We start from the raw sequence: 23,848 nt of genomic DNA, 5'->3' as shown, positions 1-23,848 counted from the left end.
GAGGCATGATGCGGCAATACGAGCTCGTCGAGCGGGTTCAGAAGTACAAGCCCGAAGCGAACGAAGCTCTCCTCAACAAAGCCTATGTGTATGCCATGCAGAAGCACGGCCAGCAGAAGCGCGCCAGCGGCGACCCCTACATTTCCCACCCGCTGGAAGTCGCCGCCATCCTCACCGACATGCACCTGGACGAGTCGACGATCGCGGTGGCCCTGCTGCACGATACGATCGAGGACACGACCGCAACCCGTGCCGAAATCGACGAGCTGTTCGGTGAGGACATCGGCCGCCTCGTCGAGGGGCTGACGAAGCTGAAGCGCCTCGACCTCGTGTCGAAGAAGGCCAAGCAGGCGGAAAACCTGCGCAAGCTGCTGCTGGCGATTTCGGACGACGTCCGCGTCCTGCTCGTCAAGCTCGCCGACCGTCTGCACAACATGCGCACGCTCGAGCACATGTCGCAGGAAAAGCGCGCCCGCATCTCCGAAGAGACGATGGATATCTATGCGCCGCTTGCCGGCCGCATGGGCATGCAGGACATGCGAGACGAGCTGGAGGATCTGTCCTTCCGCTACCTCAATCCGGAAGCCTACGAGACCGTCACGCACCGTCTGTCGGAACTGTCGGCGCGAAACGAGGGACTGATCACCAAGATCGAGGACGAGTTGCGCGACCTGTTGATCGCCAACGGCCTGCTCAACACCACCGTCAAGGGGCGCCAGAAGAAGCCCTATTCGGTCTTCCGCAAGATGCAGTCGAAGTCCCTGTCGTTCGAACAGCTGTCGGATGTCTACGGCTTCCGTCTGGTGGTCGATGACGTGCCGGCCTGCTATCGGGCGCTCGGCATCGTCCACACGCGCTGGCGCGTCGTCCCCGGCCGCTTCAAGGATTACATCTCGACACCGAAGCAGAACGACTACCGGTCGATCCACACGACGATCATCGGTCCGTCGCGGCAGCGCATCGAGCTGCAGATCCGCACCAAGCGCATGCACGAGATTGCCGAATTCGGCATCGCCGCCCACAGTCTCTACAAGGACGGCGAGAACGGCGAGCCTGGCGAACTGCTGTCGCGCGACAGCAATGCCTATTCCTGGCTCCGCCACACGATCGAGTCGCTGTCGGAAGGCGACAACCCAGAGGAATTCCTCGAGCACACCAAGCTCGAGCTGTTCCAGGACCAAGTGTTCTGCTTCACGCCGAAGGGCAAGCTCATCGCGCTGCCGCGCGGCGCAACCCCGATCGATTTTGCCTATGCGGTGCACACCAATATCGGCGACACGACCGTCGGCGCCAAGATCAACGGCCGCATCATGCCGCTAGTGACGCGCCTCAACAACGGCGACGAGGTGGAGATCATCCGCTCCGGCGTGCAGGTGCCGCCGGCCGCCTGGGAAGAAATTGTCGTCACCGGCAAGGCGCGTGCCGCCATCCGCCGCGCTACGCGCATGGCGATCCGCAAGCAGTATGCCGGCCTTGGCCACCGTATCCTGGAGCGCACCTTCGAGCGCGCCGGCAAGGAATTCTCCCGCGAGGCGCTGAAGCCGGCACTCTACCGGCTTGCCCAGAAGGATGTCGAGGATGCGATCGCAGCCGTCGGACGTGGCGAGCTGTCGTCGCTCGACGTGCTGCGGGCGGTGTTCCCCGACTTCAAGGACGACCGGACGACCATCAAGCCCGCCGCCGACCAGGGCTGGTTCAACGTGCAGACGGCAAGCGGCATGATGTTCCGCCTGCCGGGCGGCGACCGGACCGTCAAGGACATTGGCAAGCCGGGCGAAGAGGTGCCGGGCGGCGGGCTCGATCCGCTGCCGATCCGCGGCCTTGCAGGCTCCACCGAGGTCCGTTTCGCGCCGGCCGGTGCGGTGCCTGGCGATCGGATCGTCGGCATCATGGAAGACGGCAAGGGCATCACCATCTACCCGATACAGGCCTCGGCCCTGCAGAAGTTCGACGACCAGCCCGAACGCTGGATCGACGTGCGCTGGGATCTCGATGAGGCCAACAAGTCGCGCTTCACCGCCAAGCTCAATATCAACGCGCTGAACGAGCCGGGAACGCTGGCGACGGTGGCGCAGACGATCGCGCGGCTCGACATCAACATTCGCCGGATGACGATGGGACGCGTCGCCACGGACTTCTCCGAACTGTCGCTCGAAGTCGAGGTCTGGGACCTGCGCCAGCTGAACCAGTTGCTGGCCCAGTTGAAGGACCTCGACTGCATCTCGACCGTCAAGCGCGTCTACGATTGATTGCCAATTGAGCAGGCGGCCTGCGCCTGCTCCCCGCTGTTATGCGTCTGACGCAGGGCTGCCGGTGGAAGCTGGCGATGGTGGAGTGCGGTGGGAACCCTTATGTTCTGTCCAACATCATAAGGAGCAAATCATGTTCAAGCCGCTGAAGCAGTTCGCCCGCGCCCTTCGTGCCCCGTCCGTCCAGGAACGCGAAATGGCCTACCTCAACGAGTCGCACGACGCGATCGAACTCGAATACCGCATGCGCCAGATCGACCGCGGAATGTTCCGCAAGGGTCTCTGATCCAGAGTTCTACCGCCGGCTTCACCGTCCGAAGCCGGTCCGCCTGCGTTGCGCAGGCCTGCATATCTTCCATGCGCTTGTCGCATGGCTGGTCGGTTCCTGCTTTCGAACTGATCCCCTGGCGTCCGCCGACGTCAGTTGTTCTGGGCTGACCCATCCGACTGCGACGCCGAGGCAGGTGCCCGGCACCATTCCGTCCAAGGCCTGCGGCTGCGGGCCGCACCCGGTGCTTCTGGTCGACATTCGCATCGCCGTCTGGCAGAAAAGCTCGACAGGCAGGCGAAAGGAACCGCATGATCATCGGCATGGGCAGCGACCTCATCGACATTCGACGCGTCGAGAGGTCGATTGAGCGTTTTGGCGATCGGTTCACGCATCGCTGTTTCACCGAAATCGAACGCCGCAAGTCCGATGGCCGCAAGATGCGCGCCGCCTCCTACGCGAAACGGTTTGCAGCCAAGGAAGCCTGTTCGAAGGCGCTCGGCACCGGTCTGGCGCAGGGCGTGTTCTGGAAGGACATGGGCGTCGTCAACCTGCCGAGCGGCAAGCCAACGATGGCACTGACCGGCGGCGCCGGCGATCGCCTCGCGGGACTGACGCCGCCGGGCCACGTCGCCGTCATCCACCTCACCATCACCGATGAATTCCCGTATGCGCAGGCCTTCGTCATCATCGAGGCCCGACCTGCCGCAGCGCTGTCGCCGTCACCTGGCGATTGATGCCATTGCCCGCACGGGGTGAAGGGTTTAGAGAAGCGCAAATCGCTGCAAACGAAAGACGTGCACGTGTCTGAAAAAGTTGAAAAGAAGCCGAACGCCCTCTGGGAAAACATCAAGGTCATCATCCAGGCACTGCTGCTGGCGATGGTCATCCGCACGGTCTTGTTTCAGCCCTTCACCATTCCTTCCGGCTCGATGATGCCGACGCTGCTGGTCGGCGACTACATCTTCGTCAACAAGTTCGCCTATGGCTACTCGAAGTACTCGCTGCCGTTCTCGCCGGACCTGTTCTCCGGCCGCGTGCTGGAGTTTTCCGAGCCGAAGCGTGGCGATGTCATCGTCTTCCGCCTGCCGACGGATCCCGACGTCGACTACATCAAGCGCCTGATCGGTCTGCCGGGCGACCGCGTACAGATGATCGACGGCGTGCTGCAGGTCAACGGCCAGCCGGTTCCGAAGATGCCTGATGGCACCTTCACCTCCGATTACCGCCTCGATCCGGGCTCGGACGTTCCGGTATTCCGCGAAACCCTCGACAACGGCAAGTCCTACACGACGCTCGACCAGTCGCCCAATTCGCGCGGCGACAACACCCGCGAGTTCGTCGTGCCGGAAGGTCATTACTTCTTCATGGGCGACAACCGCGACAACTCCCTGGATAGCCGCTTCGACGTTGGCTACGTGCCCACCGAAAACCTCGTCGGGCGCGCCAGCGTCATCTTCTTCTCGCTCGGCAACGACACCTCGTTCCGCGAGATCTGGAAGTGGCCGTCCAACATGCGCTGGGAGCGTCTGTTCAAGGTGGTCGATTGATGAAGGCACCAACGCTGTCGGCAGACCAGCGGGCAAAACTGGAAACGGTTCTCGGGCACGCGTTTGCCGACAAGCAATGGCTTGACCGGGCGCTTACCCACGCAAGCACCGGCACCGCCAAATCCGGCAATTACGAGCGCCTGGAGTTTCTCGGAGACCGGGTGCTCGGCCTCTGCGTCGCCGAACTGCTGTTCAGTACCTTCCGCACTGCCGACGAGGGCGAGCTCTCGGTGCGCCTCAATCAACTCGTCAGCGCCGATAGCTGCGCCAGCGTCGCCGACGAGCTTGGCCTGCACCAGTTCATCCGCACCGGCGCCGATGTGAAGAAGCTCACCGGCAAGCGGATGATGAACGTCCGCGCCGACGTTGTCGAAAGCCTGATTGCTGCTATCTATCTGGATGCAGGCCTGGAAGCGGCGCGTCGCTTCATCCTGCGCTACTGGGAAAAGCGGGCGACGGCCGCCGATGCTGCCCGCCGCGACGCCAAGACCGAACTGCAGGAATGGTCGCATGCCCGCTCCGGGCTGACGCCCGTCTACCGCGTCGACGATCGTTCGGGGCCGGATCATGATCCGCGCTTCACCGTGACGGTGGAGGTGAAGGGCGTGGCCCCGGAGACCGGTGTCGACCGCTCCAAACGTGCCGCCGAGCAGGTGGCCGCAACCAAGATGCTCGAACGTGAAGGCGTGTGGCAAAAGCCCGCCGACGAAGGCTAAGGACGCTATGACCGAAGAAGACAACATGACCGGCCTGCCCGAGGCGCCGACCACTCCGACCCGGTCGGGCTTCGTTGCGCTGATTGGCGCCACCAATGCCGGCAAGTCGACCCTCCTCAACCGGCTCGTCGGCGCCAAGGTGTCGATCGTCAGCCACAAGGTGCAGACGACGCGCGCCATCGTCCGCGGCATCGCCATCCACGACCGCACGCAGATCGTCTTCATGGATACGCCGGGTATCTTCAAGCCGCGTCGCCGGCTGGACCGGGCAATGGTCACCTCCGCCTGGGGCGGCGCCAAGGATGCTGATCTGATCGTTATGCTGGTCGACAGCGAGCGCGGTCTGCGCGGCGATGCGCAAGCCATTCTCGAGGGGCTGAAGGAGGTTCGCCAGCCGAAGATCCTGGTGCTCAACAAGATAGACCAGGTGAAGCGCGAGGATCTGCTGAAGCTCGCCTCTGCAGCCAACGAGGTCGTCACGTTCGATGATACCTTCATGATCTCGGCCACCACCGGTTCCGGCTGCGATGACCTCATCGCGCATCTGTCGGCAAAGCTGCCGGAAGGTCCGTGGTACTACCCGGAAGACCAGATTTCAGACCTGCCCATGCGACAGCTGGCGGCCGAGATTACCCGTGAAAAGCTGTTCCTGCGCCTGCATCAGGAGCTTCCGTATTCGTCGCATGTCGAGACGGAACAATGGGAAGAGCGCAAGGACGGCTCGGTGCGCATCGAGCAGGTCATCTACGTCGAGCGCGACAGCCAAAAGAAGATTGCGCTTGGCAAGGGCGGCGAGGCGATCAAGTCGATCTCGACCGCCTCGCGTAAGGAATTGTCGGAAATTCTCGACCAGCCCGTACACCTGTTCCTGTTCGTCAAGGTGCGCGAGAACTGGGGCGACGATCCCGAGAGGTTCCGCGAGATGGGCCTGGAATTCCCGAAAGGCTGAGCGGCGAACCGCTTATTTCTGCTGGCGATCCATCAGCGCCTTGACCTCGCGGTAGCGGCGCTGGCGTTCCTCATCCTGTTCGGAAGCCGAATAGCAGGTGTTGGAAATGCAGAAGCGCGTCAGGCCGAACGGTGCCTGGGCCTTCTCGAACTCGCAGTTGATCTCGCTGGTGAAATCCGAAGGCTCCGGCTTGGCGCGCGTCGAATAGGTGAGGCGGGCGCCTGGCGGCTGCAATTCCGGGAAGGACTGGACCACGCCGGTGGTCAGCACCGGGGCCAGCAGGAAGTTCTTGGCGACGGCGACGCAGGCCTGGTCGAGGCCGGCAGATTGCGCCGATGCGGTGACCGGGCTGGCAAACAGCATCGGCAGGGCGATGAGGGCGGTAGCATAGGCAGCGTGGCGCATGGGTTCTCCAGAGATTGTCTGTGCCCAGCAACCCGCGACTTCGATTTTTGTTCCATCGCCCGCTGTGCTCCCGGTCGTTCGGCGAGTGCAGAAAGCGATTCAGTCGGAGCGGCTTACCGGCTATTGTTGAATCGAAAGCAAAGGATGAGCCGGCAGCATGCAGTGGCAGGATGAAGGCATCGTCATAGGGGTTCGCCGGCATGGGGAAACCAGCGTCGTGGCGGAGCTGATGACCCGCGAGCGCGGCCGCCACATGGGCCTCGTTCGTGGCGGCCGATCACGCACGATGCAGCCGGTGCTGCAGCCCGGAAACCGCGTCGATGCCGTTTGGCGCGCACGCCTGGACGAACATCTCGGCGACTTCAAGCTCGAGCCGATCCACCTGCGCGCCGCCCGGCTGATGGAAAGCGCCACGGCGGTCTATGGGGTGCAGGCGATGGGGGCGCTACTGCGGCTGCTGCCGGAGCGGGATCCGCATCCGCATCTCTACGAAGCGCTCGACGTCATCCTCGATCACATGGACGACCCGGTGGGGGCTGGCGAACTGTTCGTGCGCTTCGAGCTGGCGGTCCTCAACGACCTGGGCTTCGGTCTCGACCTCAGCGAATGTGCGGCGACCGGCGAGCGCCAGGATCTCATCTATGTGTCGCCGAAGAGCGGCCGGGCCGTCTCGCGCGACGCCGGCGCGGCCTATGCGGACCGGCTTCTGACGCTACCGCTCTTCCTGCGCCCGGAAGGCAGCCGCAGCAACGATCCCGACAGCCTGTTGGCGGCCTTTCGGCTGAGCGGCTTCTTCCTGCACCGGCATGTCTACGAGCCGCGCGGGCTGCAGCAGAACACAGCCCGCGACGGTTTCGTCCAGGCGGCGCTGAAGGCGCTGGTCAGGCTGGAGGACAAGTCTCCGGAAACCGGTGCTTAGCAGCCTCTATGCAGCTACGGCAATCGGCCGGTCGACGGGGCGCTCGCGGATCGGCAGGTGCACGGCTGCGGCAAACAGGCCGAGCACCACGCCGAGCCACCAGACCGCGTCATAGGAGCCGAACCGGTCGTAGAGGAAGCCACCCAGCCAGACGCCGAGGAACGAGCCGATCTGGTGGGACAGGAACACCATGCCGCCCAGCAGGCCGAGATGGCGGGTGCCGAACATGATCGCCACCAGTGCATTCGTCGGCGGCACGGTCGACAGCCACAGCAGCCCCATGACGATGGCAAAGACGATGACCGAGAACGGCGTCTGCGGCAGCAGCAGGAAGGCCGTCACTGCGATCGAGCGGCCGATATAGATGTAGGCAAGAAAATACGGCTTCGAATAGCGTTGGCCGATAACGCCGGCTGCCAGCGACCCGGCAATGTTGAAGAAGCCGATGCAGGCCATGGCGATAACGGCGTAGCGGGCGTCTATGCCGATGTCGCCGAGATAGGCGGGGAAATGCGCGGTGATGAACGCCACCTGGAAGCCGCAGACGAAGAAGCCGCTGACCAGGAGCAGGTAGCTGCGATGCCGGAAGGCCTCGTTCAGCGCCTCGCCGATACTTTGCTGGAACTGCGCCTGGCTCTGCGTGCCGGACGACGAGTTGCCGCGCAGCGGGAACGCCAGAAGCGGCACGATCAGCATCATCACGCCCATGATCACCAGGCTGTCCGACCAGCCATATTGGGTGATCAGCGTCTGGCTGATCGGCGCAAACAGGAACATGCCCGCCGAACCGGCGGCGGTGCCGATGCCGAAGGCCATTGACCGCTGCTGCGGCGTCACGTGCCGTGCGAAGGCGGAGAGCACGACGCTGAACGAACCGGCGCCGATCGCCATGCCGACGAGAATGCCGCCGCCGACATGCAGCCACATTGGTCCGGCCGCATGCGACATCACCAGCAGGCCGGCGGCATAGAGAAGGCCGGAGATCACCAGCACCCGAGCGGTGCCGTATTTATCGGCGAGCGCGCCGAAGAACGGCTGGCTGAGACCCCAGAACAGGTTCTGCAGCGCCATGGCAAGGCCGAAGGTCGAACGGTCCCAGCCGGTATCCGCCAGCATCGGCAGCTGGAAGAACCCCATCGCCGAGCGCGGCCCGAACGTCAGCATGACGATCAGCGAGCCGCTGGCGATGATGAGCCACGGCATGCGGCGGGCGCTTTGTGCAGTCATGTCGGAACCCTTGCGTAATCCTGACCGACAATAGCCGCCGCAGCCCGGAAGCCAAGTGCGTTTTCTTGGCCCTTGCATCAGTTTGGCTGATGGATCGCAGGCTGCCTGAATAACGGGGGAGGGGTTTCGCCGCCCGCCTCAGTTGAACAGCGTCAGCAGCGACTGCGGCTGGCTGTTGGCGATCGATAGCGCCTGCAGCGTCAGCTGCTGCTGTGTCGTCAGCGCCTTCAGCCGGGTGGCCTCCTCGTTCATGTTGGCATCGACCAGCGTACCGATGCCGCGGCTCATCCAGTCGCGGAGTTTGGCGGTAAACTCCGTCTGGATTTCCATCCGCGCCTGGATCGAGCCGAAGTTGGCGCCCGAATCGGCCATCATCTGCAACATGCCGTCGACCGTCTTGATCATGTCGGTCAGCTGCTCGGAGGTCGTGCCGGCGCCGATCGACACTTCGGTTGCGCCGCTATTGCTGTCGTTTGCCAGCAGAACGTAGGTGGTCGAAGCTCCGGCCTCGCTCGAGAACCGCGTGCTGGTGAGGATGCCGGCGTCGCCGGTGGTGCTGTTCGACCGGTTGTCGATCAGCGGGCTGATCGTCCCGCCGGATGTCCACAACCGGTTCTCGATGGTCTCCAGAAAAACCCCACCGTCGAGGTCGCGGTAGAAGGAGGCCGCGAGTTTCGCCGTCTGGTCGGAATCATCAGTGATGGTCAGCCAGTTGACCCCGTTGAAGGTGGCCGAACTGGCGATGGATTTCAGCTGCCCTTTCAGCTGTTCGATCTCGCTGTTGACCTTGTCCTTGTCCACGCCCGGCTGGCTGGCGGAAACCAGCTTCGCCTTGATCTCGTCGGTCACGGAGATCGCAGCCTGCATGCCCTCATAGGCGACGTCGACGGTGGCCGAGCCGAGGTTGAGGGCATCCTGCACGGCTCCGAGAGCCTTGTCGTCGGATTTCATCGTCGCGGCGATCGACCAGTAGGCGGCATTCTCGGAGGATTGACCGACCCGCTCGCCGCTTGCCATGCGCGACCGGGTCAGATCAAGGGCGTCGCTGATATGGCGCAGCGTCGCAAGCGCCGCCATCGAGGCGACGTTGGTCCTGATACTCGTCATGATACGCTCTACTCAAACACTTACGAAACGCAGGAGAGACTGTGGCGACCGCCGCTGCATGGTGAACGGAGGTCAGTATCTCTTGGGTCTCATTCAAGCATCGCTAACCTTAATGCTCGCTTAAATAGAAAGCCATGACATGCTTTTTTCTTGCCTGGTCCTATTCCTGGTCGGGGAGGGACGGGCCGTTCATCCGCGCCTTGCGGCTTTCGCGCCAGATGGTGAACAGGCCGGCGCTGATGACCAGCGCGGCGCCGGCGATCATGTTCAACGTCAGGATCTCGCCGTAGATCAGCACGCCGAGGATGCAGACGAGAACCACCTGCACATAGCCGATCTGCTGGACGGTGACGGCGTCGACGAGATCGTAGGCGCGGATCAGCAGGTAATGGCCGACCGTGCCGGTGAGGCAAAGAACAGCCATCCAGATCCAGTCCTCAGGCGCAAGCGACGTCCAGTAGAAGGGGCCGACGAAGGTGATGGCGACGGCGCCGGCGATGCCGGTGTAGAAGAAGCTGGTTGTCGAACTGTCGACCCGCGCCGCCAGCCGGGTGGTGATGGCATAGAGGGCGAAGATCACCGAGCCGGCGATCGGCAGCAGGATCGTCGGGCCGAAGCTTGCCTGGACCGGGTTGACGATCATCAGCACGCCGAATAGGCCGATGCCGATGGCCGTCCAGCGCCGCCAGCCGACTTTCTCGCCGAGCAGCGGCACGGACAATGCCGCGACCACCAGCGGTGTGGCGGCAAAGATCGACTGCGTCTGCGACAGGCCGACCACGGCGAACGAGGTGATTGCGAAACAGATCTGCACGACGAGAATGACACCGCGGGAGATTTGCAGCAGCGGCCGGGCGGTGCGAGCCGCACCGGCTATGCCGCCGCGCGAGCGGGCCGACAACAGCAGCACGAAGACGGCGAACGCCCAGTAGCGGATCATGATGATGAAGATCGGCGGGTAGTGTGTTCCGAGATACTTCGAGACCACGTCCTGCGCCGCAAAGATGATGACCGCCGTAACGGCGAAGGCGAGGCCTTTGGATCTTGCTGTCATGAATGCTGCTCGAATGTCAGGAGAAGTTCGCCGCCTGCCGGCGACGAGGGGAAGAGAATTGCTGGCTGCGGGACCATTGTCAGGAACATCCCGCTGCCATCCGCTGTCAGCGACGCTTGATGTCCCAGGCGGGCCGCTGCTCGACGACGCGAACCTGCTGGCCGATGCTCAGCCTGCCGCTTCCGACCGGCACGGCATTCCAGCCGAACAGCGGTCCAGGCACGCGCCGGTCCGCCGACATGCGGATGCGGCCCATCGCCGGCATCGGACTTGCGCCCTCGCGTGATCCGGTCAGCTGGTCCTGCGTCGTCATGATGCAGCGCGCGCAGGGCTTGACCAGATGAAGTGTCACACCGCCGATTTCGATCGATGCCCAGCCATCCTCTGCCCACGGCTGATCATGCTCGAGGACGACATTGGCGCGGAACCTGTCCATGCCGACCGGCGCTTCGCCGTTTTTCGCCATGTCGGCATTCAGCGCGCCGAGCGAGCCGGTGGTGGTGACCAGCACCTGGTAGCCGTCGGCAAAGGCCACCGGCGTGTCGGGTCCAGCCCAGTCGGTGCTGGCCATCCGACGGGCATCTGCGTCGAAATGAACGAGCCGCACCTCGCGCTGAAGCCAGTCGCTCAGCACCGTATGCGCGGCGTCGTCGGCAAGCGCTGCGCTGACCGGCGATTTCCAGATCTCAACCTCGAGGCGGCCGTCGCCATTGGGAAAGGCGACATCCAGGTCGCTCTTGCCGTCCATCGCCAGCCGCAGGCCTTCCGCGTGTGGCGAGACCTCGATGCGGGCAAGTGCCGGCAGCTCCCGCTGCGTGATGAAGCCGCCGCTCGGATCGGTGATCATCCAGCGCCGATCGTCCGCCAGCCCCCAGCCATCGATTGCGGCCTCGTTCAACGCAATGCCGCGGGCGCTCTTCAGCGGAAAGATGTTGAGGGCGGAGACGTGCATGGGCGGATCCTTCAGATCTCGTCGAGGAACAGGTCGCGGAACTGCACGAGACGCCGGTGCCGCTCGGCTGCCATAGCCTTTCCGCTGTCGGTCTTGAAGCCCTGCGACAGCTTCATCAGTTTCGTCTCGAAGTGGTCGAGGCCGTAGGTCCGATCGTCCAGCGGCCGATCCATGCCCTGCGGGTCGGCTGTGTGGTAGAGCTTTGAGCCCATCCGGCCGGCAATGTAGAAGGTGCGCGCCACGCCAATCATGCCGAGCGAATCCAGCCGGTCGGCATCCTGCAGGATGCGCGCCTCGAGCGTCACCGGCTCGACATTGGCCGAATAGCTGTGGGCGTGAATGGCGTGCGCGACGGCATCGATGCGCTCCGGCTGCCAGCCGAGATCGGCAAGGATTGCCGTGGCCTTGTCGGCGGCGAGCCGCGAGGCCTCTGCCCGGTGCGGCGAATTCTTCTCCACCGAGACGCAATCGTGGAGCAGCACCGCAGCCGCCAGCAGTTGCGCGTCGCCGCCCTCCGCCGCCTGCAACCGCATGGCATTGTGGAATACCCGCAGCAGATGCGCCACGTCGTGGGCGCCGTCGCCGGCATCCTCGGCATGCGGCAGGAGGGCAGCGGCCAGGTCCTCGAATGGCGTAAAGGCGGCAGCGGCGCTGGTGGTGTCGGTCACGAGGCATCTCCGGGGGCTGGCGGTTCAGCGCTTGCCACCGAGCGGGCCAGGATGCGCTGGTAGAAGAGGCCGATGCCGATCAGCACGACGCCGAGCCCCATGAACGAGATCGCCCGCAGGATGCCCTCGAGGTTCGACATGTCGACGAGGAACACCTTCAGCACGGAGACGAGCACCAGTCCCGCCGAAACGAGACGCAGACTGCGTGCATCGAGTCGGGAGCCGAGCGCAAGCAGGCCGACGCCGATCGCCAGCCAGACCACCGAATAGGTGTAGGTCTCGCCCGGCAGGAAGCCCTTCCAGGCGCTGATCTCCGATCCCTGCCAGAACCAGCGGACGGAAAGCGTCGCCCAGGCGAAGCCGAGCACCGCGCCTGCCAGCGCCAGCATGACGACATAGGGCATCGGCCGCTTGCCGCGCGTGTAGAGGGCGAGACCGGCATAGGCGAGGGCCGGCATCAGGTAGCCGGGCAAGAGCAGGTTGATGAGCGGCCAGGTGCCGATGTCTTCGCCGGTTGCGTAGGGGTTGAGCCCGATGAGATGCAGGCTGAGAACGTTGAGCGTCGCGATGACGCCGGCGAGCATCGAGCCGTAGCGGAAGGCGCGGCTGGGGCTCTTCAGGTCGAGCGTCATGAGGATGCCCGAAAGCCCGATCAGCAGCAGCGTGTAGATCGACTGTTCGGCAAGCGTCGGCACCCGCTCGTCGAGCAGGCCGCCGTTCATGGCGTGGCGAACGAGGATGGCGACCGTCATCAGGCAGCCAAGTGCTGCAAGCCCCTGCAGGGCATTGAGCACCCGGCGTCCGGGCCACGCCCGCAGCCACCACGCCGACACCGTCAGCAGCAGCGCCGGAATGCCGTAGCCGGCGATGAGGGCATTGAACACCGGCGTCTTGCCGAGGAGATCCGGCCCGACGATCGTCGGTTCCCAGGCGATCCGCAGGCCGACGACGATCGCGGCTGCGACCATCGCCCAGGGCAGGCCGCGCCATGGCCGCACGGTCGTCGCCCCGACGAAGGCAAAGCCAATAAGGGCGGTCCCGATCGTCGTCGTCAGCCCGTGCGTCACCGTGTGCAGGGCAAAGACGAAGGCCGCGAAGGCGCCGAGCAGCAGCAGATCGCGGGGCGTGTTCGCCGTGGCAGCGCTTGGGGACGGTTTTGAGATACGCTCGGCGGTCAGCAGCAGGGCGAGGCCGATCGCCAACCCATAGATCCCGTGCAGCCAGTCGCCGCCCAGCGTTCCGTAGTTGAGGTGGGTGATTGTCGCCAGTGTCACCGGCATCGCTGCAGCAAGGATCGCCCAGAATGCCGCAAAGTCCGGATCGCTGGCGCTACGCCGGCGCGCGACGCCGACACCGCAGAGGGTGAAGATCGCCCCGAGCGCCAGGCCGCCGAGGGTTTCCGGACCGATGGCGGCAAGCCAGCCGGTAACGGCCTCCGCTGAGGGATCGGCAATCGAGGTCGAGAGATCCTTGATCGCGATCAGCGACACGCCGCAGAGGCCGGACAGTGCGGCAAAGGTTGCCGGCAGCAGACCGGCGCGGCGACCGGCGCCGAGGCCGGCCAGTGCGCCCGCCACCGCCACCAGGATCAGTACCGGATGTGTAGCGGACGGGGCATCCACGGCCATCAGCATCAGCAACGGCAGGAAGACTGAGAGCGATACCGACAGCATGATCGACCGTGGCCGCCGGCCGATGAGCCGCCGCGTCCGCCGCCAGATCCCGCCGTCTGCCTCGGGCTCCTCCGCCGCCACCTCGAACAGGCGTCCCGGCCAGAGGAATGCGGTGCCGGCGACCATTACCAGAAGCGCCCAGCCGGCGGGCACGGGATCGAGAATCTCCGCGTTGACGGCATAGACCAGGACCCAGAGCGCCAGCCCCAGGTTGGCGAGCACTGGAAGCAGCCGCCAGCGGCGAATGCGTGCCGCCGCATCGGCGGCAAGCCAGGCAAGCGACAGGAAGCCGAACAGAAAGCTGATATTGGGCGAGGTGGAAGCAACCAGCGCCGGCGTGACGAGCGAGGCGGCGAGACCGAGCCCTGCAAGCGCCTGTCCATGCAACAGCGACAGGAGAAGCGTCGTCAGCGAGACGATGGCGAGCATCGCGAACGTCGGCGCCGATCCGAGGAAGCCGTAGACCGCATAGGCGGTATAGATGGTCGCCAGCAGCGTCGCGCTCGCCGCGGCCGTCAGCACGCCGGGGATCATCGCGTGCGAATAGGCCGATGGCAGGCGCGGCAGCCCGCCACCGCGTCGCATGAACTCACCGGTTGCCGCCAGCAGCAATCCGAACACGGCGGCGAGTCCGAGCCGTGCGGCCGGGCCCAGCAACCCGCTGTCGATCGAGTAGCGGACCAGGAAGATGCCGCCGAGCGCCAGCGCCAACCCGCCGACCCAGACCGGCCAGCGTGCGCCGAACCGGCTCTCGAAGCTCTGGCGCGGTGGTGCGGGCGCGGGTGCGGGCGCCGGCGCCTCGTCAACCTCATCCGGCACTCTCTCGCGCGCCGCCTCGATATCGGCGGATGGCTCCACCATGTCCGCGGATGCTGCGTCGGTTGTCGCCAGCGTCGCCGAACCGTCCGCTGTCTCATCGATGGACGGTCCTGCGATGGAACCGGAGGCGACGGCGGTCGTCAGAGCGGCCACCTGTGTCTCCAGCGTCCGCAACCTCTGCGACAGACGGCGATGCCAGATCAGCAGCGCGAAAAGCAAAACGAGAAGAAGGAGTTCCAGCATCAAAGCCCCGCCATGGTTCAGCAGTCCGCTTATATCGCCCTGCGGCTGCGAAAGAAAATTCGCTGTTCCAGATCAGACCCCACAACCGCTGCTGTTCAAATTCTTTGCACTTGCCAGCCTCCTGAGGAGCATTTGCACATAAATAAGACGTAACGTCAAAATGATTAGATAATGGGCATTTTCAGGTTGCGTCGCGGGTTAGGAATCGATTTTGATAGCGACAGTTCAGGACGTTCCAAGGGGGAATTCGATACCATGTTCACTCGCCGCCTCTTCAGCAAGCTGCCGGCCGTAGCCGCGCTTGTGATATCAACCGGTCTTTCCGCACCGGCCTTTGCCGATACGGCGGTCAAATTCACCCTCGACTGGAAGTTCGAAGGACCTGCCGCCGGCTTCCTGCTGGCGCTCGACAAGGGCTACTTCAAGGCAGAGGGCCTCGACGTCACGATCGACAGCGGCAACGGTTCTGTCGAGGCGATCCCGCGCGTCGCGACCGGCGCCTACCAGATGGGGTTCGGCGACATCAACTCGGTGATCAAGTTCCTCGACGAGGATCCGAGCCAGAAGGTCAAGTCGGTCATGATGATCTACGAGCGCCCGACCTTCGCGGTCGTCGGCCGCAAGTCGCTCGGCATCACCGAAGATCCCAAGTCGCTGGAGGGCAAGAAGCTTGGCGCGCCGCCGCCGGATGGCGCCTTCGCCCAGTGGAAGGCCTTCAAGCAGGTCGCCAAGATCGACGACAGCAAGATCACCATCGAATCCATCGGCTTCCCGGTGCGCGAGCCGATGCTGGCCAAGGGTGATGTCGATGCCGTCTTCGGCTTTGCCTTCTCTGTCATTCTCAACCTGAAAAAGCAGGGCATCAAGGACGAGGATATCGCCACGATCCTGATGGCCGAGCACGGCCTCAATCTCTACGGCAACGCCGTTCTGGTGAACGAGGATTTTGCGGAGAAGAACCCAGAGGCGGTGAAGGGCTTCGTCAAGGCGCTCGCCAAGGGTTTTGCCGACGCGATTGCCAACCCGGAAGAGGGCGTGGAAGCCGTCCTCAAGCGCAACGAAACGCTCGATAGCGCAATCGAGCTCGAGCGCCTCAACATGGCAAATTCCATGAACATCAAGACGCCTTACGTCGTCGAGAACGGTTTTGGCGGTGTCGACATGGACCGCCTCGGCGCCTCGATCGAAACGCTCAAGGTCTCGATGGGCCTGAAGGGCAATGTGAAGGCGCAGGACGTCTTCGACGCCAGCTACCTGCTGGAGAAGTCGGCGCGCATGCTGCCTTAAACTGAAAACCCCGCCCCAAACCCCTCCCCACAAGGGGGAGGGGCTTAACCTGCCGCACGGGCTTAGGCATATCGAGCGCGAACTGCGCGGAGCAGGTCAGGCGGGTGCCCCGGGTCTTCTCCCCCCTTGTGGGGGAGATGGCCGGCAGGCCAGAGGGGGTCTTTGGGCCTGCATGAGACTGAACGGAGAACTGATGTCCCACCTCGTTTCAATCGATAATGTCGACATGCGCTACGGCGGTACCGACGGCACGCTTGCCGTCTCCGGTCTCACCATGCGCGTCGACAAAGGCGAGTTCGCCGCTGTCGTCGGTCCGTCCGGCTGCGGCAAGTCGACGCTGATGAAGCTGGTGACCGGTCTGCACATTCCGCAGGCCGGCGTCGTTATCGTCGCCGGCGAGCAGGTCACCAAGCCTGTTTCGATTGTCGGCATGGCCTTCCAGAACCCGACGATGCTGCCCTGGCGCACGACGCTCGAGAACATTCTCCTGCCGCTGGAGATCGTCGAGAGGCATCGCCACCGGCTGCGTGCCAACAAGCGGGAATATGTGGACAAGGCCGAGCATCTGCTGGAAACGGTCGGCCTCAAGGGTTTCGGGTCGAAATTTCCGTGGCAGTTGTCGGGCGGCATGCAGCAGCGCGCCAATCTCTGCCGGGCGCTGATCCACGAGCCCGACCTGCTGATGCTCGACGAGCCTTTCGGTGCACTGGATGCCTTCACCCGCGAAGAACTGTGGTGCGTCATCCGCGATCTGCACGCCGCGCAGGGCGTCACCATCGTGCTGGTCACCCACGATCTGCGCGAGGCGGTGTTCCTCGCCGACAAGATCTTCGTGATGACGGCACGGCCGGGTCGCATCCTGAGGGAGCATGCGGTGCCCTTCGCCCGGCCTCGGGATCTGGAGATCATGTACCAGCCGGCCTTCAACGACATGGTGCACGACCTGCACGGGGAAATCGCCAAAGCGAGGGTAGCCGCATGAGCACCGTGATCGACACCGCCGCCCCAGTGAAAATCGCGCAGGCGAAGCCGCCGGCATCCCGGATCAACTGGGTCCGCGCGGCGCCCTGGCTCTACACGCTCGCTTTGTTCGCTGCCTGGGAGGTGCTGGTGCTGGCGCTCGACATGCCGGCGACGATCCTGCCGTCTCCGACGCGGGTGTTCCAGGCGATCGTCCAGTACTGGTCGCCGATCTGGAAGAACTCGCTGCAGACGCTCTACACGACCACCGTCGGCTTTGCGATCGCTGTGGTCGCCGGCCTCGGGATCGGCCTGTTTATCGGCTGGTCGAAGACGATCTATGCAGGGCTCTACCCGCTGATGATCGGCTTCAATGCCATCCCCAAGGTGGCGCTGGTGCCCATCCTTGTCATCTGGTTCGGCATAGGCACGGTGCCGGCGGTGCTGACCGCCTTCCTGATCTCGTTCTTCCCGATCGTAGTCAACGTCGCCACCGGGCTTGCCACCATCGAGCCGGAGACGGAGGACGTGCTGCGGGCGCTGGGGGCACGCAAGATGGACATCATGCTGAAGGTCGGCATCCCGCGCTCGATGCCGTATTTCTTCGGCTCCCTGAAGATCGCCATCACGCTCGCCTTCGTCGGCTCTGTCGTCTCGGAAACCGTCGCCTCCAACTACGGCCTCGGCAACATGATGAGCTCGGCGCAAAGCCAGTTCAACGTGCCGCTGGTGTTCGCCGGCCTGCTGATGCTGGCCATTGAAGGCATCGCCATGTACGCGCTGATGGCGTGGATCGAGCGGCGGATGACCGGCTGGGCGCACCGCTCGACGATGGCCAACTGAGGGACTAGAGGGCGCGAGGCGCCTAGTCCGCGACCTTGGCGGCGTCAGCCTCGGCGCGCTGCCGGTCGAACTGCAGCTTGACCGCCTTCGCAAGATCGCGCCGCACCGGTCCCCATTCGCGGCTTCTTGCCCAGTAGCGCAGCGTCACCTTCGCCGAGGAATCGCTGAACTCGGCCACATACGTCGTCGGTGCGGGCGACTGCAGGACCCGCTGATCGGCGGCAGCGATTCCCAGCAGCAGTTCCTGCGCCTTCTCGATGCCGATCTTGCTGTCGGTCGTGACGGTGATCTCGTTGCGCCGGCTGTCGTGGCGGCTGTAATTGGTGATTGGCACGTTCCACAGCGTCTGGTTCGGCGCCAGCCGGTACACGCCATCGGCGGTCTTCAGCTCGGTCGCGAAAAGCCCGACATCGACGACGGTGCCGCTGACGTTGTTGGTCTCGATCGTCTCACCGACGCGAAACGGCCGAAGAACGAGCAGCATGATGCCGGCGGCGATGTTCTGCAGCGTGCCCTGCAGTGCCAGACCGACAGCCAGACCGATGGCGCCAAGCGCTGCGAGCACCGACGCGGTCTGCACTCCGAACTGTCCGAGCACCATGACGATGACCAGCACCAGGATGGCGTAGCGGATGACGTTGGAGAAGAACTGCGCCAGCGTCGCATCGATGCCGTGGATCCGGCCAAGTCCCTCTCGGGCCCAGCGGCTGATCATGCCCGATGCAAGCCAGCCGAGGCAGAGCAGGATGATCGCGCCGACCACGGAGAACGAATACTGTACGGCAAGCGCCGAAAGCTGCGTCAGCGCCGCGCGCGTGGCGATCACGAACTGGGATGCTTCATCCATACTGCCAATCTCTCCTTGGTCCTGTCCGGTTGAGAAGGCTAACTGGCGCGGCAGCGAGAGCGGTCAAGGGGATTTGAGGCGGAATAGGCCGGTCCGCTTCAACTTGAGGCAGACCCGAATCGAGACGCTGCACTAGCGGCTCATTTGCCGCCGCTCCTCAGCGCCAGCCATCGGCCGGGCGTCATGCCGAAGGTCTTGCGAAAGTGGCGGGTGAAATGCGGCTGGTCGGCAAATCCGGCGGCAGCCGCCGCATCTGCCAGGCCAACACCCGTCGACAGAAGCTGTTTCGCCTGGTCCAGCCGGCGCAGGACCATGTATCGGTGCGGGCTCGTGCCCATCAGCCGGCGGAACTGCCGGGCAAGCTCGAAGCGGCTCAGCCCGCTCACCGCCTCCAGGTCCTCCGATCCGATACTGTCGTTGTAATGGCTTTCCAGGAAATCGACTGTCCGCATGACGGCAACCCGCGCCGGCGTCGCCACCGCGGCGGTTGGTCCGCCGGCGTGTCGGTTGAGCGCATCGGAAACGCGTAAGACCACGTCGTCGAGCAGCAGTTCGCTCGGCGCGTGTTCGAGATCGTCGAGAACCTCCGCCAGCGCCTGCCACAGTGTCGCATCGGCCGTCACGGGATCAGGAGCAAAGGGCAGTGCATGGCGGTAGTCGCCGACGGCGGCGAGCAGTTGTGGCGGCAGGTAGATCATCCGGTAGATCAGCCCGAGATCTGTCCCGGCTGCCCCGTCATGCACCTCGTCCGGATGCAGGATGATGACGTTGCCAGGGCGGCTGAAGTGCGAGGTTCCGCGATAGTGGAACGTCTGGATGCCGTGCAGCGTCAGCCCGAGAGCGTAGGTGTCATGGCGGTGCGGTGAAAAGCCGTTGCCGTGAAAGCGGGCCTCGATGCGTTCGATGCCGCGCGCCGAGTTCGATATCCGCATGCCGTCGCCGTTGTCGTCCGTGCACGAACGTTCAAGACCGCGATGCGGATCGGGCGCTAGGAGTTCGCCTCTCTCGATGCCTTGAACGGAGTTGTCCCGCATGTTCCAGACCAAGATTGCAATTGTTGTCCGCGACGATCTCGCCGACTGGCAGAAGCTCAACGTCACGGCCTTCCTGACGAGCGGCATCGTTGGCCATGCGCCGGATATCATCGGCGAAGCGTATCGGGATGCGGCCGGCAATGTCTACAACCCAATGACCATCCAGCCGATGGTGGTCCTCGTCGCGGATCAGGAAACCTTGCGGACGATCCAGAAGCGGGCGCTGGAGCGGCAGGTGATCACCTCCGCCTATATTGAGGAGATGTTCGCGACCGGCCATGACGCTGCCAACCGCGATGTTTTTGCTCGCTCCAAGCCGGACGATGCGAACTTCGTCGGCATTGCCCTGCGCGCCGACCGCAAGATCGTCGACAAGATCACCAAGGGCGCGGCGATGCACGGATAGCCGGCTCGCCTCCGCATCGTCCGATCTGCAGCGTGTCCTAGCCGGTAAGCGGCAGGAAGAACGACGCCCGGCCGTCGGTCTCGCTGCCGCGGCCGATGGCCTTGATCGCAGCCACCAGCCGCCCTTCGCGCTTCAGGGCGCGATCGCCGATGTCGATCAGCCGGCTGTTCGGCGTTGCATGTGGCGCGACCTGCCGCAGCCGCCGGGCAAGCGCGAAGTCATCCTCGTCGGGGTCGACGGCAAGTGCCGCGATCAGCGCTGCAGCCGGCGACCGCGAAACTCCCATCCAGCAGTGGATGACGATAGGGGCCGTGCGGTCCCAGCCACGGGCAAAGGCGATCAAGTCGTCGACATGGCCTTCGCTCGGGGCCACCAGGTCGCCGGTGCCGGCGAACACGATGTCGTTCATCGCAAGCTTCAGGTGGCGCTCGGCGCGGATGACGCCGGGTCGGTGGAAATCCTGGTTGGCGGCCACCAGGCTCACCATCTCGCGGGCCCGGTGGCGAACGGCGAGCTCGGCGATGCTGGCAAGCGGGCAGACGACGATGCCGGTCATCGCAAACCTTCCACGCGCCGCGCTTCTTCCAGCGCCTGGAATCGATCGAGAAACCGCTGCTGTGCCTCGACGGCCGCCATCGGCTGCATCGGCAGCATGTCGCAGGTAATGTTGCGCGGCAGGCCGAAGAACTTGCGGGCCTCGGGGGCGGTGAAGCCGGCAAGTTCTGTTGCCTCGAAGAAGGCGGCCACCGTGTCCGCCTTCTTTATGCGCGCCTTCAACTCCTTGGTCGGATGCGGCGGAAGACCGAAGCGCAGGTGAACCGCCGCTTCCAGCCGCTTCTCGACACCCTTGTAGCCGCCGCCGACGACTGCCTTGAACGGCGAGATCATGTCGCCGATGACGTATTCGGGCGCATCGTGCAGCAGCGTCATCAGCAGATCGCCGGCCGGAGCACCGGGCACCGAAAGCCGGAAGATCTCCTCCACCACCAGGCTGTGCTGGGCGACGGAAAAGGCATGGTCGCCGCGCGTCTGGCCGTTCCAGCGCGCGACGCGCGCCAGCCCATGGGCAATGTCGGAGATCTCGACGTCGAGCGGCGAGGGGTCGAGCAGATCGAGCCGCCGGCCGGAAAGCATCCGCTGCCATGCGCGGGCCGAAGCAGGGGTCGTCACTGCTCGGCCTCGCTCGCCTCGATCGGAAACGTGAGGCCCGACCACTGCGGCAGTGCCAGCGTCACCAGCGTCTCACCTGCCAGGATCGGCAGGTTGGCGGCGGTGGCGGCACCGACGCGGTCGGTGCGGACGATGGCAAGCCCGCGGGAACCGACCACCGTGCCGAGCGTGCCGACCGGCTTGCCGCCGGCCATGAGTTCGGTGCCGGAAGGCGGCAGATCCGTGTCACCGGTCACCTGCGCCACGCGGCGACGCGCGGTGCCGCGATGCTGCATGCGCGATACGACCTCTTGGCCGACATAGCAGCCCTTGCGGAAGGACAGCCCACCGTCGAGATCCAGCAGCACATCGTGGGGAAACGCGTCCTGAAGCGCGAAGTCGCGGCCCGAAAGCGCAAGGCCCGCCTCGATGCGCAGGGCGTCATAGGCTTGGCTGCCGTCGGAGACTGCGAGACTGCCGGGCTGGCGCTTGAGAAGTATGCCGGCCTTGTCGAAGGCGCCGTCGATGATGCCCTCGGCTTCCTTGGCCCCGTCGCCCCAGATCACCGTCACGCCGGTGCCGCCCGGCGCAAGCGTCACCGCCGCGCGCAGCTTGTACATGGTGAGCCGGCGGATCAGCGCATCGCGGTGCTCGGCGTCGCATTCCAGCTGGAAACCTTCGCCGTCGCGCCAGAGGTTGAAGTCGAAGAGGATCTTGCCCTGCGGCGTCAACAGGGCACCGGGACGGCTTTCGCCGGGCACCAGCGCATCGACGTCGGTGGTGAGGATGCCCTGCAGGAAGCTGTGCGCTTCGGCGCCGGCAATCAGGATCAGGCTGCGGTCGGGAAGATAGGCGGATGGCATGGGGGTCAACGTCCGGTTCTGATCCAGACATAGGCGCCGGCGCGGGCCAAGGCAAGCGCCGGGCGGGCGATGTCAGTCGCCGCCGGCAAACAGCCGCCAGCGGCCGTCGGGAGTGATGCCGAGACGGTAGAAATTATAATTGTTGGTCTCTTCCATCGCCACCAGATCGCCGGCGGTGATGAGACGCAGAAGCTCGACACGTTCCGGAGCGCTCAAGCCAGTGACCGGCTTGCCGACGAAATAGGGCCAGACATACATCTCGTCGGCCGTGCCGACGCCCACATGCGCGGCGCCCGTCTGCAGCACATCGAGGATGATCGCCAGGATTTCGAGGCCGTCCGGATCGCCCGAAAGGCTCTTGAACGCCTCTACCGGATCGCCACCGTCCGCCTGCAACTGCTGCATCACGTCGGCATCAAAACTCATCAGCGGACGAAGCCGCTCGATGTCGCCGGAGGCAGCCGCTTCGGCCAGCGCCTGGCGGGTCTTCTGCACCGCCTCCGGCAGCTTGCTCAGGTCGTGCAGGATGTCGATCTTCGGTGTGGCTGCTGCAGGCGCTCCGGCAGCCGGAGCCTCGCCCGCGGATGGCGTGGTGGCGGGTGCCTGGCTCTGCTTCATCATCGGATCGGGAAGCGGCAGGCCGGTCGCCGGAGGAGTGGTTTGTGGGGCAGGCTCGGCCGACTGCGCCGTGGTGCCCGACAGCGCCAGTGCCGGAAGGCTTCCTGCAGCCGTAAGCGTCGTGAAAGCAAGACCGCAGGCGACCAGTCCATGGCGAACAAAGCTGCGAATCGACGTCGGCGCATTCGCCATCATGGGAAGGCCTCGGCTCTTACTGGACGATGCGCTCGGGGGAAAACTCGCCTGCCAGCATGCGGGCACGCAGAGATTCGAGCATGGCTTCGGCGCCGTCCTCGCCATGCAGGCGGATGGTTTCACGCATCGCCAGCGCGATAGCGGCGTCAGCGATGATCTCGGCTTCGATGCCGTCGGCACGTCCGTCAGCCCAGGCTTCGTTCTGATATTCGAGCGCCGCCTGCATCTTCTCGTGCACAATCATGTCGTCGATGTCGTTGCGCGCAGTCTGCATTTCAATTCCTCTTGCAACGGTTGGCTATCTTACCGGCACGTTAACAACACTAGCAGCCTTTTATCAAAACGACACGTGCGCGGCGTGAAAGAGGTTAATAAAGGTCTAATTTCCATAGCGGGCGGCAATTTCACCGGCCAGTGTTGCACCTTCGTTACGGTAGCGTTCCTCCGCCACCCGGGCCGCCGTGGTGCATGTGGTATGCACTGCGGCGAAAGCCCGGTAGCCGCGGTTGAACGATGCCGTCAGCCGTTCCCGGCGTTTCGGCTCGTTCAGCGTCTCGGCATCCAGAAGCGTCTGCATCGAGGAGCGCCAGTCGGCCGAATCGGCACCGCACAGGGTGCGCAGGTAGTGCACGGAGCCGAGCACCTCCGCAAGCCGCATCAACTGGGTGTCGTAGGGCGCGGGCTTCTCCTCGGCCGGCGGTGCCGGGGCAACAGGCGGCACTGGCTCCTGTCCCTTCTTCTGGGCAACTGCCGGCGTGGCAAGGCTTGCCAGCGCAAGGCAGAAGACGACGAGGAGACGGACAGGACTTTGAAGCATCGACACCATCGGGCTTGGCAAATGGAGGTG

26 protein-coding genes are annotated in these 23,848 nt (G+C 64.5%); 11 read left to right on the top strand and 15 right to left on the bottom strand.

Features of this window, described 5'->3' with window-relative positions:
* Positions 1 to 5: 5 nt before the first annotated feature.
* From ACR65N_RS02595 to era, 6 genes are all read left to right on the top strand, one after another.
* Positions 6 to 2,249 carry a RelA/SpoT family protein gene (locus ACR65N_RS02595; protein WP_440455612.1) on the top strand — a complete coding sequence of 748 codons (2,244 nt, stop codon included), beginning with the start codon at positions 6 to 8 and terminating at the stop codon, positions 2,247 to 2,249.
* Positions 2,250 to 2,382: 133 nt separating this feature from the next.
* Positions 2,383 to 2,535, top strand: coding sequence for a DUF3563 family protein (locus ACR65N_RS02590; RefSeq protein WP_430305386.1), 153 nt, complete (start codon positions 2,383 to 2,385; stop codon positions 2,533 to 2,535).
* 293 nt (positions 2,536 to 2,828) lie between these two features.
* Positions 2,829 to 3,254 carry a holo-ACP synthase gene (acpS, locus tag ACR65N_RS02585; RefSeq protein WP_440455611.1) on the top strand — a complete coding sequence of 142 codons (426 nt, stop codon included), beginning with the start codon at positions 2,829 to 2,831 and terminating at the stop codon, positions 3,252 to 3,254.
* 66 nt (positions 3,255 to 3,320) lie between these two features.
* Complete coding sequence (gene lepB, locus ACR65N_RS02580; protein ID WP_440455610.1) at positions 3,321 to 4,067, top strand: signal peptidase I; 747 nt, start codon at positions 3,321 to 3,323, stop codon at positions 4,065 to 4,067.
* Entirely contained in the window at positions 4,064 to 4,783 is a 720-nt protein-coding gene (gene rnc / locus ACR65N_RS02575) for a ribonuclease III (protein WP_430305382.1), read from the top strand. The genes lepB and rnc overlap by 4 nt, the downstream gene beginning before the upstream one ends.
* 7 nt (positions 4,784 to 4,790) lie before the next feature.
* Positions 4,791 to 5,732 (top strand): GTPase Era, encoded by a 942-nt coding sequence (gene era / locus ACR65N_RS02570; protein WP_440455609.1) that lies wholly within the window; start codon positions 4,791 to 4,793, stop codon positions 5,730 to 5,732.
* A 12-nt stretch (positions 5,733 to 5,744) separates the two neighbouring features.
* Here the strand turns inward: era and ACR65N_RS02565 are convergent, their stop codons facing one another.
* Positions 5,745 to 6,137, bottom strand: a complete 393-nt coding sequence (locus tag ACR65N_RS02565; protein WP_430305380.1) for a hypothetical protein — start codon at positions 6,135 to 6,137, stop codon at positions 5,745 to 5,747.
* 157 nt (positions 6,138 to 6,294) lie between these two features.
* Here ACR65N_RS02565 and recO point away from each other — a divergent pair, with 157 nt between their 5' ends.
* Positions 6,295 to 7,056 (top strand): DNA repair protein RecO, encoded by a 762-nt coding sequence (gene recO / locus ACR65N_RS02560; RefSeq protein WP_440455608.1) that lies wholly within the window; start codon positions 6,295 to 6,297, stop codon positions 7,054 to 7,056.
* 6 nt (positions 7,057 to 7,062) lie between these two features.
* Here the strand turns inward: recO and ACR65N_RS02555 are convergent, their stop codons facing one another.
* From ACR65N_RS02555 to ACR65N_RS02530, 6 genes are all read right to left on the bottom strand, one after another.
* Positions 7,063 to 8,283, bottom strand: a complete 1,221-nt coding sequence (locus ACR65N_RS02555; RefSeq protein WP_440455607.1) for an MFS transporter — start codon at positions 8,281 to 8,283, stop codon at positions 7,063 to 7,065.
* 138 nt (positions 8,284 to 8,421) lie between these two features.
* Complete coding sequence (locus ACR65N_RS02550; RefSeq protein WP_440455606.1) at positions 8,422 to 9,390, bottom strand: flagellin N-terminal helical domain-containing protein; 969 nt, start codon at positions 9,388 to 9,390, stop codon at positions 8,422 to 8,424.
* 160 nt (positions 9,391 to 9,550) lie between these two features.
* On the bottom strand, positions 9,551 to 10,444 hold the full coding sequence (locus tag ACR65N_RS02545) for a DMT family transporter (RefSeq protein WP_440455605.1): 894 nt from the start codon (positions 10,442 to 10,444) through the stop codon (positions 9,551 to 9,553).
* Between the two features lie 106 nt (positions 10,445 to 10,550).
* Positions 10,551 to 11,396, bottom strand: coding sequence for an MOSC domain-containing protein (locus ACR65N_RS02540; protein ID WP_440455604.1), 846 nt, complete (start codon positions 11,394 to 11,396; stop codon positions 10,551 to 10,553).
* Positions 11,397 to 11,407: 11 nt separating this feature from the next.
* On the bottom strand, positions 11,408 to 12,064 hold the full coding sequence (locus tag ACR65N_RS02535; RefSeq protein ID WP_440455603.1) for an HD domain-containing protein: 657 nt from the start codon (positions 12,062 to 12,064) through the stop codon (positions 11,408 to 11,410).
* On the bottom strand, positions 12,061 to 14,799 hold the full coding sequence (locus tag ACR65N_RS02530; RefSeq protein ID WP_440455602.1) for a DUF2339 domain-containing protein: 2,739 nt from the start codon (positions 14,797 to 14,799) through the stop codon (positions 12,061 to 12,063). The genes ACR65N_RS02535 and ACR65N_RS02530 overlap by 4 nt, the downstream gene beginning before the upstream one ends.
* A gap of 255 nt (positions 14,800 to 15,054) precedes the next feature.
* Between ACR65N_RS02530 and ACR65N_RS02525 the strand changes: the two genes are divergently transcribed.
* The 3 genes from ACR65N_RS02525 (at position 15,055) to ACR65N_RS02515 (ending at position 17,889) form a co-directional block, all read left to right on the top strand.
* The gene (locus ACR65N_RS02525) at positions 15,055 to 16,086 is read left to right on the top strand and encodes an ABC transporter substrate-binding protein (RefSeq protein WP_440455601.1); all 1,032 of its coding nucleotides are present in this window, start codon (positions 15,055 to 15,057) and stop codon (positions 16,084 to 16,086) included.
* A gap of 193 nt (positions 16,087 to 16,279) precedes the next feature.
* On the top strand, positions 16,280 to 17,068 hold the full coding sequence (locus tag ACR65N_RS02520) for an ABC transporter ATP-binding protein (protein WP_440455600.1): 789 nt from the start codon (positions 16,280 to 16,282) through the stop codon (positions 17,066 to 17,068).
* Complete coding sequence (locus tag ACR65N_RS02515; protein WP_440455599.1) at positions 17,065 to 17,889, top strand: ABC transporter permease; 825 nt, start codon at positions 17,065 to 17,067, stop codon at positions 17,887 to 17,889. The genes ACR65N_RS02520 and ACR65N_RS02515 overlap by 4 nt, the downstream gene beginning before the upstream one ends.
* A gap of 22 nt (positions 17,890 to 17,911) precedes the next feature.
* Here the strand turns inward: ACR65N_RS02515 and ACR65N_RS02510 are convergent, their stop codons facing one another.
* Both ACR65N_RS02510 and ACR65N_RS02505 read right to left on the bottom strand, forming a co-directional pair.
* Positions 17,912 to 18,736: a mechanosensitive ion channel family protein gene (locus tag ACR65N_RS02510; RefSeq protein ID WP_440455598.1), complete on the bottom strand. Its 825-nt coding sequence runs from the start codon at positions 18,734 to 18,736 to the stop codon at positions 17,912 to 17,914.
* A gap of 140 nt (positions 18,737 to 18,876) precedes the next feature.
* On the bottom strand, positions 18,877 to 19,770 hold the full coding sequence (locus tag ACR65N_RS02505) for an AraC family transcriptional regulator (RefSeq protein ID WP_440455597.1): 894 nt from the start codon (positions 19,768 to 19,770) through the stop codon (positions 18,877 to 18,879).
* On the opposite strand from ACR65N_RS02505, the gene ACR65N_RS02500 reads away from it, so the two are divergent.
* Positions 19,769 to 20,176, top strand: a complete 408-nt coding sequence (locus ACR65N_RS02500) for a DUF2000 family protein (protein WP_440455596.1) — start codon at positions 19,769 to 19,771, stop codon at positions 20,174 to 20,176. The genes ACR65N_RS02505 and ACR65N_RS02500 overlap by 2 nt on opposite strands.
* Positions 20,177 to 20,213: 37 nt before the next feature.
* Here ACR65N_RS02500 and ACR65N_RS02495 read toward each other — a convergent pair whose 3' ends face one another.
* The 6 genes from ACR65N_RS02495 to ACR65N_RS02470 all read right to left on the bottom strand — a co-directional run bounded on the left by ACR65N_RS02495 (position 20,214) and on the right by ACR65N_RS02470 (position 23,818).
* Positions 20,214 to 20,732, bottom strand: a complete 519-nt coding sequence (locus ACR65N_RS02495) for a tyrosine phosphatase family protein (RefSeq protein ID WP_440455595.1) — start codon at positions 20,730 to 20,732, stop codon at positions 20,214 to 20,216.
* Positions 20,729 to 21,346, bottom strand: coding sequence for an HD domain-containing protein (locus ACR65N_RS02490; RefSeq protein WP_440455594.1), 618 nt, complete (start codon positions 21,344 to 21,346; stop codon positions 20,729 to 20,731). Before ACR65N_RS02490 ends, ACR65N_RS02495 begins: the two co-directional genes overlap by 4 nt.
* The gene (gene ygfZ, locus ACR65N_RS02485; RefSeq protein WP_440455593.1) at positions 21,343 to 22,188 is read right to left on the bottom strand and encodes a CAF17-like 4Fe-4S cluster assembly/insertion protein YgfZ; all 846 of its coding nucleotides are present in this window, start codon (positions 22,186 to 22,188) and stop codon (positions 21,343 to 21,345) included. The genes ACR65N_RS02490 and ygfZ overlap by 4 nt, the downstream gene beginning before the upstream one ends.
* Before the next feature lie 72 nt (positions 22,189 to 22,260).
* A complete protein-coding gene (locus ACR65N_RS02480) occupies positions 22,261 to 23,001 on the bottom strand; it encodes a hypothetical protein (protein ID WP_440455592.1) in 741 nt (246 codons plus the stop codon).
* Positions 23,002 to 23,017: 16 nt separating this feature from the next.
* Positions 23,018 to 23,275: a hypothetical protein gene (locus ACR65N_RS02475; RefSeq protein ID WP_430305362.1), complete on the bottom strand. Its 258-nt coding sequence runs from the start codon at positions 23,273 to 23,275 to the stop codon at positions 23,018 to 23,020.
* A gap of 105 nt (positions 23,276 to 23,380) precedes the next feature.
* The gene (locus tag ACR65N_RS02470) at positions 23,381 to 23,818 is read right to left on the bottom strand and encodes a TIGR02301 family protein (protein ID WP_430305360.1); all 438 of its coding nucleotides are present in this window, start codon (positions 23,816 to 23,818) and stop codon (positions 23,381 to 23,383) included.
* Positions 23,819 to 23,848 lie beyond the last annotated feature (30 nt).

Source organism: Rhizobium sp. SAFR-030, from assembly GCF_059415005.1.
The sequence above is the reverse complement of the archived record's forward strand: the minus strand, read 5'-3'. Positions and strand labels throughout refer to the sequence as shown.